Origin of the sequence: Halogeometricum borinquense DSM 11551 (assembly GCF_000172995.2) — an archaeon.
GTDB classification, from domain to species: domain Archaea; phylum Halobacteriota; class Halobacteria; order Halobacteriales; family Haloferacaceae; genus Halogeometricum; species Halogeometricum borinquense.
The window spans coordinates 1,340,830-1,353,897 of record NC_014729.1; the positions used below are offsets into that span (position 1 = coordinate 1,340,830).

Genomic DNA, 13,068 nt, shown 5'->3' on the forward strand with positions numbered 1-13,068 from the left:
GTGTCTATCAATCACATCCCTGATAGAAAACCGGTATTTTCATGCTTGAATCCGTAGAACTTCTGACTATGCCGAGCCTGCAGTACCAGCGTGAACAGGGGCGGGATATGTTGGAATGCCGAAGTTGTGGTGCCACATTCCCCGAAGGCCAAGCAACGAACGACGGTTGGCACTACGAGTGCCCCCAGTGTAACGAAGCAAACGGCATCGGTCAGGGCTTGCGCCGCATCTAAGTAGCGATCCGAGCGTTCAGGTCCTCGAACAAACACGGAGCGAACGCCGGGAACATCCCGACGAGAACGCACACAGCCGGCCAGTTTCGCGCAGGCCGGACTGACAAGGACAGGTCAAGCCTCCGACAGGAGGTGGCTGACCGGCGGGTCGGTCACCGAGATGCAGGCTCAACCGTCTTTATGGATTCTTTTTTACTCTCCGGACTCGCACTGGCAATCAATGAGTGCGTACGACTACGAGGACCTCGGACTCGTCGCGGGGCTGGAGATTCACCAGCAACTCGACACCGAGTCGAAACTGTTCTGCGGTTGTCCGACGGAGATTCGAGAACCCGAAGACGCCGAACGGACGTTCACCCGTTTTCTCCATCCGACGAAGAGCGAACTCGGCGAACTCGACGAGGCGGCCCTCGAAGAGAGTCGCGTCGAGCGTGAGTTCGAGTATCTCTCCTACGACACGACCTGTCTGGTCGAAGAGGACGACGAACCGCCGCACCGACTTGACGAAGAGGCGCGCGAAGTGGTCATGCAGATTGCGTCCTTGCTGGACATGGACGCGGTGGACCAAGCGCACCTCATGCGCAAACTCGTCATCGACGGATCGAACACCTCCGGTTTCCAGCGGACGACGCTCGTCGCCCAAGACGGCGAGATAGAGACGAGCGATGGTCCCGTCGGTGTCGAAGACCTGATGCTCGAAGAGGAGTCCGCCCAGCGGGTCGAAGAGACCGACGACGGCGTCCGGTTCTCCTTGGACAGACTGGGAATCCCCCTCGTCGAAATCGGGACGCGACCCGACATCTCCTCGCCCGAACAGGCACGCGAGGCGGCCGAGCGAATCGGGATGCTGCTCCGTTCGACCGGCAAGGTCAAGCGCGGACTCGGCACCATCCGACAAGACGTGAACGTCTCCATCGCCGACGGCGCGCGCGTGGAGATAAAAGGTGTACAGGCGCTTGACGCCATCGACGACATCGTACGCAACGAGGTTGGCCGGCAGGTCAAACTGCTGGATATCCGCGACGAACTCGCCGAACGCGACGCATCGGTCGGCGACACACAAGACGTGACCGACGTGTTCGAAGACACCGACAGCGGCGTCATCGGCGGCGCACTCTCCTCTGGCGGCGTCGTCCAAGCCGTCCCGCTGTTCGGTTTCGACGGTCTCGTCGGCCGCGAGATTCAACCGGACCGACGTCTCGGCACTGAGTTCTCGGATCACGCAAAGCGCCACGGCGCGGGCGGCATCTTCCATACCGACGAACTGCCCGCGTACGGCGTCACCGAAGCAGAGGTCACAGCACTCCGCGATGCTGTCGATGCCGACGAGAACGACGCCGTCGCCATCGTCGCCACCGACCCCGAAACGGCCGAACTCGCCATCGATGCGGTGAAAGAACGCGCTGAGACGGCACTCGATGGCGTGCCCGAGGAGACGCGCGGCGCGAACGAGGACGGAACCACCCGCTATCTCCGCCCCCTCCCCGGGGCAGCGCGGATGTACCCCGAAACGGACGTGCCGCCGGTCGAACTCGACCCCTCCGACGTAGAGACGCCCGAACTCCTCACCGAGAAGGTCGAGCGCTACCAATCCGAGTTCGGTCTCGGCGCTGGTCTCGCAGAACAGGTGGCCTACGGCCGGAAGATGCCTCTCTTCGAGCGGGCTATCGACGAAGGAATCGACGCGACGTTCGCCGCCGGACTGCTGGAATCGACGCTGACCGAACTGCGACGCGACGACGTAGCCGTCGAAACTGTCTCCGACGACCACCTTCTCGAACTCATGCATCTCGTCGAAGACGGTGACTTGGCGAAGGAGGGCGTCAACGACGTGCTTTCGACTATTGCCGAGAATCCGTCGCTATCGGCTGAGGAAGCCGTCGAAGAGGCTGGACTCTCCGGCGTCTCCGAAGACGAGGTCCGCGACGCTGTCTCGGGCGTGGTCGAACGCAACGCAGATCAGGTCGAAGAAGAGGGCATGGCCGCGTTCTCCGCACTGATGGGAGAAGCGATGGGTGCGCTCCGCGGGAAGGCTGACGGCGAAATCGTCAGCACCGTTCTCCGCGAAGAGATTCAAAAGCGCGCCTAAGGCTTCGCGACGATTCCCGCGACCGAGCCTGTCATCACCACATCACCCTCGCAGGTACAGGTTACTTCGACTGTGAGGTTGTACTGCTCTTCTGTCTCCTCGATTTCCTCTACAACGCACGCACAGCGGACGGTCTGGCTGGTGTACACCGGCCGGTGGGCCTCGAAAGTGAACGTCCGCGCGAGCATGCCGAGTTCGCTGCCGACTTCGGTCGGTACCGTCGCCGTCAACAACCCGTGAACGAGCAACCGACCGTCTTCGTCGGGTTCGGTGTACTGCGGTTGGTCGTCACCGGAGAGGTCGGCGAACTGCCGGACATCCGCGGGCGTGAACGAACGCTCGACAACGTGCGTGTCACCTTCCTCTGGTGGCATCGTCTTCGTGTCTCTCACCGACGAACCAAGAACTTGTCTCCGCAAGCGACATGTTCACCGCCTCGGGCGGCACCTCGCCGTCGCGGGAAAGCGTCAGCAGCGTTTCGGTGAGCCGTTTCAGCCGTTCGTGCGCGTCTTCGACGGTGTCGAGATAGTCGGTGTCGTCCTCAGTCCGGGCGAGTTCGACGTGCTCGCGGGCGACGGCCAACGGGTCTTGCATGTCGTGTGAGACGATGCTCGCAAACTCGTCCAGTTTGTGACTCTTCCGTTCGATTTCCCGCTGTTGCTCCTTTCGGTCGGTGATTCCGGTAACGAATCCTTCCAAGGCGACGAGTTCGCCGTCTTCGCAAATCGCCTGCCCGCGTTCCCACATCCACTTCGTCTGATCGTCTTTGGTGACAATTCGGTAGGTCAACTCGAAGGTACCGTCATCGTCGAGCGCCGACTGAACGACCTCCCACGCGCGTTCTTTGTCGTCCGGATGAAGAATTTCCTCGCCCCAAACCGGGTCTCCGGATTCAACCGCCTGCGATGTGTAACCAGTAAGTTCCTCACAATCGCCTTCGACGTACTCCATCGGCCACTCGGGTTCGTTCAGGCAACGGTATACGATTCCCGGCAAGTTGTCGATGAGGGTTTCCAACCGTCGTTTTCGCTCTTCCAGCACGCGTTGTGAGCGATATCCTTCGACAGCGTTGCAGATGCGGTTCGCTAATAGTGTATACTGCTCTGTGCCGGTCGATTTCTGGAGATAGTCGGTGACACCCGCAGAAATCGCTTCGCTCGCTATCTCTTCGGACCCTCTTCCGGTGAACAGGATAAACGGCAGGTCCGGATACCGCTCCGTGACGACTTCGAGAAATTCGATCCCGTTCCGGTCGGGCATCTCGTAGTCGGCGACGATACAGTCGATTCCGCTGTCTAGTTCAGTGAGGGCATCAGAAACGGACGTCGCCGTGATGACGGTGATTCGGTCGCTTTCGCGTTCGAGATAGATAGCGACCAACTCGGCGAATGCGGCATCGTCGTCAACGTGGAGAACGCGTATCGGATCTGATACCCCACTCTCCGTCTCCCCACCATCGGCAGTCATTCAGTGTGTCTCTACTGGATGATGTGTACAAAAAACAACGTATTCTAGCTGAATTTGCCCGGTTCGTCAGGAGATTCGGACGCGGTTCGATTCGGCGTGGTCTCGGAGTCGTTTCACCCTGTCTTCGGTTCGCGGATGCGTAGAGAGCAGGTCTCGGAGGCGACGCTCCTCCTCGGACTCGACTTCGCCGCGGATCCACAGCGGCGAGAGAATACCGAATTCGGCCGACGACGCCCGTTCGAGCTTTTCGAGTGCGCGTGCGAGGGCGAGTGGCCGCCCGGTCACCGCGGCCGCACGCTCGTCGGCGGCGTACTCCCGTTTCCGCGAATGCGCACGGGCCAGAAGCGTCATGACGCCCATCACGAGCGACGCCCCCTGTTCGAGTCGGTGCCGAATGCGACCGGGGAGCGTTTCGGGCCACGACGTCGGGTCGCCGCGGACCCACGCCGTAGAGAGTGCAAGTCCCGTTACCAAAAAGGCGAACGGGGCGACGACGACGTACGCGAGGTTCACAACGGTCTGAATCGTGCTGAACGCGAGCGTCTGGACGAGGCTATCTTTGCGTTCGAGATGTGCAAGTTCGTGCGCTAACAGCCCCTCGAGCTCGTCGCGGTCGAGGATTCGAAACAGGACGGTATCGACCACGACAGTATTGCGTCCCATCGTATCGAGTGCGAACGCGTTTGGCGTCGAAAGCGAGGCGACCATCAGCCGTGGCGGCTCATCGAGGTCCATCTCGGCGGCGAGTCCATCTAACACGTGATACGCGCCGGGGACGCGTTCCCGCGGAAGTTCCTGCGCGTCGAGTTGTGAGAGGAGTCGCGCGGTCCCCACTCTGAGACCGAGATACCCGAACACGAGGGTAAATCCGAGGACGAAAAGGACCGCTGTCGTGAGGTCGAACTGTAGTCGCCACAGGATCGAGAGGGCGAGGTAACTCGCGTACGCAAGGAGCGCGTAGAAGACGAAGACAGCGACACCCACGAAGACCATAAGGATACGAGTTCCGACGCGGTGAGCGCGAGCAGTCATCGGTTACACGAAGGTGACCCAGCGGCAAAATGATTCTCTCCGTTGTAGTCGAACACCTCTCCGCGACCCGCAGACTCATTGTTTAACGCGCCGAGTCGGGTTGTATGCCAACCTTCTTCGAGGACTTCTCGGCTGGACAAACCGAGGAGTTCGGTGCGTACGATGTGACCGAAGAGGAGATTCTGCAGTTCGCATCGCAGTACGACCCGCAGTGGTTCCATACTGACCCTGAACGTGCGCGCGAGGAATCGATATACGGCGGGCTCATCGCAAGCGGCTGGCACACGACGGCGATGATGATGCGGATGCTCGTTGACGAGTTCCTCTCGGAGACGGCCGCCCTCGGCGCGAAAGGGATAGACGAGTTGCGCTGGCGGCGGCCAGTCCGCCCCGGTGACACGCTCTCGCTCCGACTCACTGTGGTCGAGACAGAGGCCGAAGGGCCGGACCGTGGTCTCGTGAAAACACGAATCGAGGTACTGAACGATACCGAGGTGGTCTGTTCGATGATCGCGCTGACGATGTTCGCCCGGCGCGACGACGAACGAGACGACTGCGGAAACTAGTCTCGCGTCTCGTCTTCGTATCGGTCGAATCGGTTCGTCGCACGGCGGAACAGGCCGGTCAGCGTATGTACCTCCCGGTCGGTCGGGTGCGCTCGCCCGATGAGGCGACGAATCATCCGCATCGTCTTCGGACGCTTGTGGTCGCGGTGTTCGGCGTGTTCGAGGAAGTTTTCGAAGTTGTCGTAGAAGCGCTCGATTTCCGACTCGGTCGCCCGCTCGCGTTCTACGTCGGGCAACTGCGTCTCATCGACGGTGAGCGACCGTAGTTCGTACATGAGGATTGTCGCCGCCTGTCCGAGATTCAACACGGGGTAGTCGTCGCTGGCCGGAATCGAGCAGATTTCGTCCAGACGTGCGAGTTCGTCGTTGTTGAGGCCGCGACCCTCACGTCCGAAGACCAGCGCCGTCTTCGTCTCTACCGTCTCCAGACTCTCGCGTACCTCGACGGGCGTTTTGTACGGGAAGCGGACGTGCTTTCTGCTGTCCTCGTTGGTGATCGCTGTCGTAGCGACCGTGTGGTACTCTTCGACCACTTCGTCGAACGTGACTTCGTCGGCGTTCGGAAGCACGTCCTCGCGGGCATGGCCAGCGAAGCCGTACGCCTCGCCGTCGGGTTCCAGCGGCGGCGGGTTCACGAGTTTGAGATCAGTCAGCCCGAAATTCTTCATCGCTCGCGCGATTGTGCCGACGTTACCCGGCGTCTCCGGTTCGACCACGACGACGACCGGCTTACTGTGTCGCGGCATTACTTCGTCGGGTAGTCCTGTCCGAGGTCGAGGTCGCCAACGTCATCCATCGTATCGGCTTCGTCCTCGTCTTCGGTCTCGTCCTCGTCGCCGCTCCACTCATCGTGCGTTATCTCGCCGGTTTTGAGGTCGATACGCTTTCGCTTGCCCTCGTAGTTCTCGTTGAGGCGGCGGTTGAGTTCAGCCGGGTCCGGCGGTGTGGGGAGTTCATCGGGACCGGTATCGACGTGTTCGAGACCGCCGTAGCCGTCGGGAGCGCGATTGTCCGCCGCGAACCACTCGTGGAACTCATCACGGAACGTCTCTTCGCCGCGGTACTCGGAACCGCCCCCCTCGCGGAACCAGTAAAGGAAGTCGGCCTCGTGGTCCGAACAGAGCAGTACCTCCTCCATCGGTTCGCCGTAGACGATTTCGGCCTGATTACAGCGCTTTTTCTCCGCCTCGCCGTGAATCAGATAGCAGGCGTCGCACGGCTTGCCCTGGAGGTAGGTGAGTCGGATGAGTCGCCGTCTGGTGTCGTCCGGAACTTCATCAAGGGGCCGAAACTCCCCCTCGTCGGTGAACACTTCTGACTCCTCGAAGCGCCAACCGCGAAGCCCGATACTGACCTTCGCCATGTTCGGAGACTAACGCGTGTGCGGATAAAAAGAGCGTGACTTCGCGGCCACAGGACGGCGAACAGCGTCCGAAAGGGTATCGAACTTACCGCCGCACGAGGCGACGGAACGCCGTCCGAGGTCAGTTGCACTCCAACGGACGCCCGCGTCTGAGCAGTTCGTCTCGCGTTCGGTCGGCGGTATGCGAGACGTGTTCGAGTTCGCGTCGCAACTCTTGGGAGGTGGGATTCGAACGTACGTCGGTGACCGCTGACGAGGTCTCTAACACGGCTTTTTTGCGTGCGAGCGTGAAGTATCGTCGTACCTGTTCGTCGTACGTTTCACGGGTTAACGACGCCGCAACCGTCCGCTGTACCTCCTCGTTAGTGACTGGTTTCACGAGGTAGTCGTCGAACGGCATCGAGACGATGTCGAACCCGGGGTCTACGGCCGTCACCATCACCACCGGACAATCGACGCCCTCCGCACGCAGTTCGGTGAGTACGTCGTCGCCGGTCATCTGCGGCATCTGCCGGTCGAGAAGGACAACGTCTGGGTCGAGACCGGACGCGACCGTCCGGAGTGCGTCGGCCGCGGAGTTCGCCTGTCGGACCTCGTACGCATCGGATAACCACGCGGCGTAGAGTTCAGTGAGCGAACGCTCGTCGTCGACGGTCAAGACGGTCTGTGGAGCGTCGGACATGGGTGGTTGATAGCGACCAGTCGCGTCCTCGTACGACGGTCGTCTGTGAGTGATACATCATCCAAACGAACGGATAAACGATGCTAATAGGTCTACAGAGGAGTACATTCGCTTTTACTTGACAATTTCCGGTCTGTGTCCGACCGCCGGCGACACCGACCGAGACCGGACCGCATATGCCTGTCCCATCCTACGTTTCTCACATGCGAACCGTCGATGCGGCCGGACTCGAAATCGGAGACGACCACCCGCCGAGAATTATGGGTGTACTGAACGTCTCGAAGGAGTCACCGTACGAACCGAGCGTGTTCAACGACGCCGGTGAGGCCGCCAAGTACGTCGATACCGCGCTTATCGACGAAGGAGCAGACATCGTTGACGTGGGGTTAGAGTCCGCAAACAAGCGATTCGAGGTCCTCTCCGCAGAAGAGGAACTGGACCGCCTCGATACCGCCGTCGAGGTACTCGAAAGCGTCTCCGGAGACGCCGTGTTCTCCATCGAAACGCGGTACCACGAAGTCGCAGACGAGGCGCTCTCGCGTGGATTCGACATGGTAAACGACATCTGCGGATTCGCTGACCCGGAGATGCCGACAGTCTGTACGGACCACGACGCCGCCGTGGCGAAGATGGCGTCACCGCCGGATCTCGAACGGCCGGGCGCTATCGAGGAAGTAGACGACATCTACGACGCACTGGCGCAGAACGGTTTCACCGACAAAACAATCGTTGACCCGGCGTTTGGCGGCTGGTCCGAAGCGAAAACACTCGAACACGACCGCGAGACGCTGCGCCGTCTCCGCGAGTTCCGTGGATACGGACGACCGATTCTCGTCTCCATCAACCGGAAGAACTTCCTCCGTGAGGTGGCCGGACGCGACACCGAGGAGGCGCTTCCCGTCTCACTGGCGGCCACGTCGATGGCCGTCGAGCGCGGTGCGCACGTCATCCGGACGCACGACGTGGCCGAAACACGCGATGCGGCGCTGATCGGAAAGGAGTTCGCCCGGCATCGAACCCGCAAATCCGGGGATGTAACCGTCGAAGAACTCGACGTGACGACGCCCCGTGAGGTAGAGCGCCATCTGGACCGCCTCGGTGTCGAATCGCCGGCATCGATTGCAACCGAAGCCGTCGTACGCGTCTTCGAACTCGACGGCCTCTCGGATGAGGACGTACGGACGCTCGCCGCTGCTGCAGGAGATGCGGGGGCAACGGTGGCCCGCGGAACGACGGCTGACGGCGCTGACAGCCATTGTGTCCTTCTTCTCGGGACGGCACGCGCCCTGTGCGAGACGGTCGCGTTCTCGGAGGGAGAATCCGAATCGCTCGCCACAGCCCTCCATTCCGTCGAGAACGGGGTTTTGTGACTACATCGAAATACGTCAGAGTAAGAGAAAACTTATGCCGGACGACTGTGAACGCGGCCAGTGGAAGCCGGAAGGGCACGCGGGTAGGGGTACTTGGTGCCATTCCGGTCCACACCGTACTACAGTCGAGGAGCGATAGCTATGGAGTTTCTCGACTGGGAACCCGTCTACGAACTGATTCTGGACGACCTCGGCTACCCGCGTGAGGGTGACGAACGCGCACGAGACGTGATGGCTGCGTACGCGCGCCCGTTCGACACGGACCGAGTGGACTGTACTGGAAAACGGGTCGCCGTCGTCGGTGCCGCACCGTCACTGCCGTCAGAAGTTGACGCCGTCGCCGACGCTGACGTCGTGTTCACCGCTTCGACGGCGACCGACGTCGTTCGAAACGCGGGGTACGAGGTGGACCTGATGGTAACGGACTTAGACAAGAACCCGGAGACCGCCCGGCGTCGGACGCAGAACGGAACGCCAGTGGCGGCGCACGCTCACGGTGACAACATTCCGGCGATACGTGAGTGGCTGCCCCGCTTCGACGCTGCTCACGTCCTCGCCACAACGCAGGCGGCACCCGTCGAAAACGTCGCTAACTACGGCGGATTCACTGACGGGGACCGGGCGGCGTTCCTCGCGGATGCGTTCGGTGCCGCCGAACTCCAGTTCGTCGGCTGGGAGTTTGACGACCCGAGCGTCGATGCGGAGAAGGCGCGGAAACTCCGGTGGGCGGAACGACTCCTCTACCTGCTTGAGCGACGGCGCGATGACCGTTTTGCGATCCTCGACGGTCGGCGCGAGTCGATAGACCCGTTGGTGCCGTAACGACTCACAGAGTGTTGTCGTCCCCGTATCACGCCTCGGCGTCTGCATCCGGTCGCCGGGGGTCGGTGAACTGAACCGGGTCGGGTCCGGCTTCGAACAGACAAGCGGCACATCCCTCGCAGGTTGCTGACAGAGCTGACTCGGTGCCGGTAGAATCGCGGTCAATCTGAGAGACGTGAATCGTCCCGTCGCAGGTCGGACACCAATCCAGACACAGTCTGAGTGTCGCAAGCGCACGTCCCCGAACCGTGGGTGAGAGCGTCCACCACTCGGGATATCGGTCTCGGAACTCCGCGATAGCGGTCACGTCGGCGACGAATGCGGCGCGGGAGGGCCACTGGCCTGCTCGCGTCCCGTGGACAGTGGCGACGAGCGCCTCCTCGTCTGCATTCCACTCCAGTTCGACCAACCGCTGTGGAACCGTAAGGAGGCCCGCAAGGACGGCTTCGTCTTGACTTCGATCACCCATCGAGAGGATACGTTGTCTCCACGCACGTTCGAACGCCGGTGCGACGCTTGGCACCGGACCCGAATCGCACTCAACCAAGAGACCCGCACGTTTGAGATGCGCCTCGGCGGATTCAGCGTCGGACGGTTCGGGTTGCGGCGTTCGGTCCGTGACCAGTGGACTGCAAACGCTGCGGAGAGCCCGTAGGCAGAACTCCCGGAATGCGTTTCGCATCGGCGGGTTGTCCGCAATGACAAAAGCACCGGTACTCACGAGGACGAAGGAAACGACAATCCCCGCCGTGGGCCACCGGGCGGCCATGCCGACGACGACACCCGAGAGAACGGCGAACGCCGCGACGACAAGAACGACGACACGGGGGTCTCGGCGGCGGCGCATAGCGAGTGCTGTCGAACGCACTGACAGGCAAACAGTCACCGTGCGTCTCACGACGCGGTCAAGCGTTCTCGCCACTATAAGATACACTCGGCGTTGGGGGATAGGTATGGGGCGCTTACTACCAACTGCAGACGTGTCAGTCGTTTTTTCGCCCTCCCTATCATTTGTTAATTACTACATTGGTAATGACTGTAATTATTCAACTACCGAATACTGACTGGTAATGCTCTCGAAAACGAGAGAGAATCGGAAAACAGTCAACTAATATGACACTTGGTAGACGTATCAGCCTCGCTATTGTGTTCCGTCTTGTCCCTCTCCTTGCTCGTCGCCGCAACAGGGCACCATAGCACACCACATCAGACGACGGCACGCCGATAGCTTGAGGGACCTCTCGTCCGTGTCTCCCGTATGCACCTTCACTGGCACCGCCGTGACCTACGGGTATCGGACAACCACGGCCTCGTAACGGCCGCCGATGCGGGCGATGTCGTCCCGGTGTTCGTCTTCGACGACGACGTGTTAGCACATGCTGGTGCCGCCCGCGTCCGCTTTATGCTCGACGCACTCGCCCGGTTACGCGAGACGTACCGCGAACGCGACTCCGACCTCGTGGTCGTCCGTGGCGACCCCACCGAAGAACTGCCTCGACTCGCCGCGGAGTACGACGCTGATGGTGTCGTATGGAACAAAGACTACTCGCGACTCGCTCGCACCCGAGATGAGGCGGTGCGACGGGCGTTGGACGAGGCGGGCGTCGCCCACGACGCAGTACACGACGCCATTCATCACGAACCGGGGTCGATAACGACCAACGCTGGGGACCCTTACTCCGTCTATACGTACTTCTGGAAGAAGTGGCGCAACAGAAACAAGGCCGACCCGTTCTCGCCTCCAGAAGCCGACTCCCTCGCGGACGTGTCGGGGGCGGACCTCCCGACTATCGAGGAACTCGGCTTTTCGGACCCCGATGCGACGATACAGGAGGCGGGCACCGAGGCGGCCCGCGAGCGTCTCGCCGCATTCTGCGAGGACGCTATCTACCGGTACGCCACAGACCGCGATTACCCCGAACGGAACGCCACGTCGCGGCTCTCTGCGGACCTCAAATGGGGAACCATCGGTATCCGCGAAGTGTACGCCGCGACAGAAGAAGCAGCCGAGAACGCTGACAGCGATGACGAAGCAAAATCAGTCGAAGAGTTTCAATCGCAGTTAGCGTGGCGTGAGTTCTACACGCACGTCCTCTATTTCAACCCCGATGTGGTCACGCAGAACTACAAGGAGTACGAGAACGACATTGCGTGGCGTGAGGACGAGGAGGCGTTGACAGCGTGGAAGGAGGGTCGAACGGGGTATCCAATCGTTGACGCCGGGATGCGGCAACTCCGAGAAGAGGCGTACATGCACAACCGGATGCGGATGATCGTCGCTTCGTTCCTCACGAAAGACCTCCTCATCGACTGGCGAGAGGGATACGCGCACTTCCGTGCGTATCTGGCCGACCACGACACCGCCAACGACAACGGTGGATGGCAGTGGGCCGCCTCCACCGGAACGGATGCACAGCCCTACTTCCGCATTTTCAATCCGATGACGCAGGGAGAACGCTACGACCCGGACGCGACGTACATACAGCAGTACGTGCCCGAACTCCGCGACGCCACCGCCGACGAGATTCACGACTGGCCGAATCTCTCTCCGACCGAACGCGAGACGGTTGCGCCCGAGTACCCGGACCCAATCGTCGAGCATAGCAAACGACGAGACCAAGCGATTTCGATGTTCGAGGCGGCCCGTGGTGACGACGGAGACAACTGACAGCGAGACGCGCAGACATTCGTACAAGGCGAGCAAAGAATTCAGTCAAATCGAACGAACGATTTTGGGAGTGGCAGCCCCACACTGACCATGCACAGTGAAATTCTCCTGTACGACGGCTTCGACGAACTCGACGCCGTTGGACCGTACGAAGTGTTCGAGACGGCGGGGGCTTTCGGGGCCGACTGCAGTGCGCGACTTGTCACGCTCGACGCGAGAGAGACAGTCACCGCGAGCCACGGCCTCCGCGTCGGGACTGATGGAACGTTCAATCCGGACAGTTCGGACGCAGACGTTCTCCTCGTTCCCGGCGGGGGCTGGAGCGACCCTTCAGAACCGGGTGCGGGGATGGAAGCCGAGAACGGCGAGATACCCGACGCCATCGCCGCCTATGCCCAACGAGGAGGTGTCGTCGCGGGCGTCTGCACGGGTGGAATGCTCCTCGCTCACGCCGGCGTGCTCGACGGTCGCCCCGCCGTCACCCACGCCACTGCGCTCGATGACTTACGGGAGATGAATGTAGACATACAAGACACACGCTTTGTGGACGACGGCGATGTCCTCACGGCGGGCGGCGTCACCTCCGGGTTGGACCTCGCACTCCATCTTGTCGAACGGGAGTGTGGGCTGAAGATAGCCGACCAAGTCGCGGCCGAAATCGAATACGAGAGACAGACCGAACCAGCCCGCAACTAGCCGCTTTGGTGACCGTCGCAGACAGAGACAGTCACGTGCTAGCATACGTTTCCTCAACGTTTAACAGCAATCCAAGAGAA

At 61.2% G+C, this 13,068-nt stretch carries 14 protein-coding genes; 7 read left to right on the top strand and 7 right to left on the bottom strand.

Annotated elements, in window-relative coordinates:
* Nucleotides 1-68: 68 nt before the first annotated feature.
* Nucleotides 69-233 carry an HVO_2901 family zinc finger protein gene (locus HBOR_RS19250; RefSeq protein ID WP_239524266.1) on the top strand — a complete coding sequence of 55 codons (165 nt, stop codon included), beginning with the start codon at nt 69-71 and terminating at the stop codon, nt 231-233.
* A gap of 220 nt (nt 234-453) precedes the next feature.
* Nucleotides 454-2,322: a Glu-tRNA(Gln) amidotransferase subunit GatE gene (gene gatE / locus HBOR_RS06880; RefSeq protein WP_006054237.1), complete on the top strand. Its 1,869-nt coding sequence runs from the start codon at nt 454-456 to the stop codon at nt 2,320-2,322.
* Here gatE and HBOR_RS06885 read toward each other — a convergent pair.
* From HBOR_RS06885 to HBOR_RS06895, 3 genes are all read right to left on the bottom strand, one after another.
* A complete protein-coding gene (locus HBOR_RS06885) occupies nt 2,319-2,696 on the bottom strand; it encodes a hotdog family protein (RefSeq protein ID WP_006054238.1) in 378 nt (125 codons plus the stop codon). The genes gatE and HBOR_RS06885 overlap by 4 nt on opposite strands.
* On the bottom strand, nt 2,677-3,789 hold the full coding sequence (locus HBOR_RS06890) for a response regulator (RefSeq protein ID WP_006054239.1): 1,113 nt from the start codon (nt 3,787-3,789) through the stop codon (nt 2,677-2,679). Before HBOR_RS06890 ends, HBOR_RS06885 begins: the two co-directional genes overlap by 20 nt.
* A gap of 66 nt (nt 3,790-3,855) precedes the next feature.
* Nucleotides 3,856-4,782 carry a M48 family metalloprotease gene (locus HBOR_RS06895; RefSeq protein WP_006054240.1) on the bottom strand — a complete coding sequence of 309 codons (927 nt, stop codon included), beginning with the start codon at nt 4,780-4,782 and terminating at the stop codon, nt 3,856-3,858.
* A gap of 143 nt (nt 4,783-4,925) precedes the next feature.
* Between HBOR_RS06895 and HBOR_RS06900 the strand changes: the two genes are divergently transcribed.
* Entirely contained in the window at nt 4,926-5,387 is a 462-nt protein-coding gene (locus HBOR_RS06900) for a MaoC family dehydratase (protein ID WP_006054241.1), read from the top strand.
* On the opposite strand, the gene HBOR_RS06905 is transcribed toward HBOR_RS06900, so the two are convergent.
* The 3 genes from HBOR_RS06905 to HBOR_RS06915 all read right to left on the bottom strand — a co-directional run bounded on the left by HBOR_RS06905 (nt 5,384) and on the right by HBOR_RS06915 (nt 7,432).
* A complete protein-coding gene (locus HBOR_RS06905; protein ID WP_006054242.1) occupies nt 5,384-6,133 on the bottom strand; it encodes an RNA methyltransferase in 750 nt (249 codons plus the stop codon). The two genes, HBOR_RS06900 and HBOR_RS06905, sit on opposite strands and share 4 nt — an antisense overlap.
* Nucleotides 6,133-6,750, bottom strand: a complete 618-nt coding sequence (locus HBOR_RS06910; protein WP_006054243.1) for a hypothetical protein — start codon at nt 6,748-6,750, stop codon at nt 6,133-6,135. The genes HBOR_RS06905 and HBOR_RS06910 overlap by 1 nt, the downstream gene beginning before the upstream one ends.
* A gap of 121 nt (nt 6,751-6,871) precedes the next feature.
* Nucleotides 6,872-7,432, bottom strand: a complete 561-nt coding sequence (locus HBOR_RS06915; protein WP_006054244.1) for a response regulator transcription factor — start codon at nt 7,430-7,432, stop codon at nt 6,872-6,874.
* A 203-nt stretch (nt 7,433-7,635) separates the two neighbouring features.
* Here HBOR_RS06915 and folP point away from each other — a divergent pair, with 203 nt between their 5' ends.
* Nucleotides 7,636-8,802, top strand: coding sequence for a dihydropteroate synthase (gene folP / locus HBOR_RS06920; RefSeq protein WP_006054245.1), 1,167 nt, complete (start codon nt 7,636-7,638; stop codon nt 8,800-8,802).
* Between the two features lie 141 nt (nt 8,803-8,943).
* Nucleotides 8,944-9,624: a 6-hydroxymethylpterin diphosphokinase MptE-like protein gene (locus tag HBOR_RS06925; RefSeq protein ID WP_006054246.1), complete on the top strand. Its 681-nt coding sequence runs from the start codon at nt 8,944-8,946 to the stop codon at nt 9,622-9,624.
* A 28-nt stretch (nt 9,625-9,652) separates the two neighbouring features.
* On the opposite strand, the gene HBOR_RS06930 is transcribed toward HBOR_RS06925, so the two are convergent.
* A complete protein-coding gene (locus HBOR_RS06930; RefSeq protein ID WP_006054247.1) occupies nt 9,653-10,471 on the bottom strand; it encodes a hypothetical protein in 819 nt (272 codons plus the stop codon).
* A 411-nt stretch (nt 10,472-10,882) separates the two neighbouring features.
* Here HBOR_RS06930 and HBOR_RS06935 point away from each other — a divergent pair, with 411 nt between their 5' ends.
* A complete protein-coding gene (locus HBOR_RS06935; RefSeq protein ID WP_006054248.1) occupies nt 10,883-12,292 on the top strand; it encodes a cryptochrome/photolyase family protein in 1,410 nt (469 codons plus the stop codon).
* A gap of 90 nt (nt 12,293-12,382) precedes the next feature.
* Complete coding sequence (locus tag HBOR_RS06940) at nt 12,383-12,988, top strand: DJ-1/PfpI family protein (RefSeq protein ID WP_006054249.1); 606 nt, start codon at nt 12,383-12,385, stop codon at nt 12,986-12,988.
* Nucleotides 12,989-13,068: the final 80 nt, after the last annotated feature.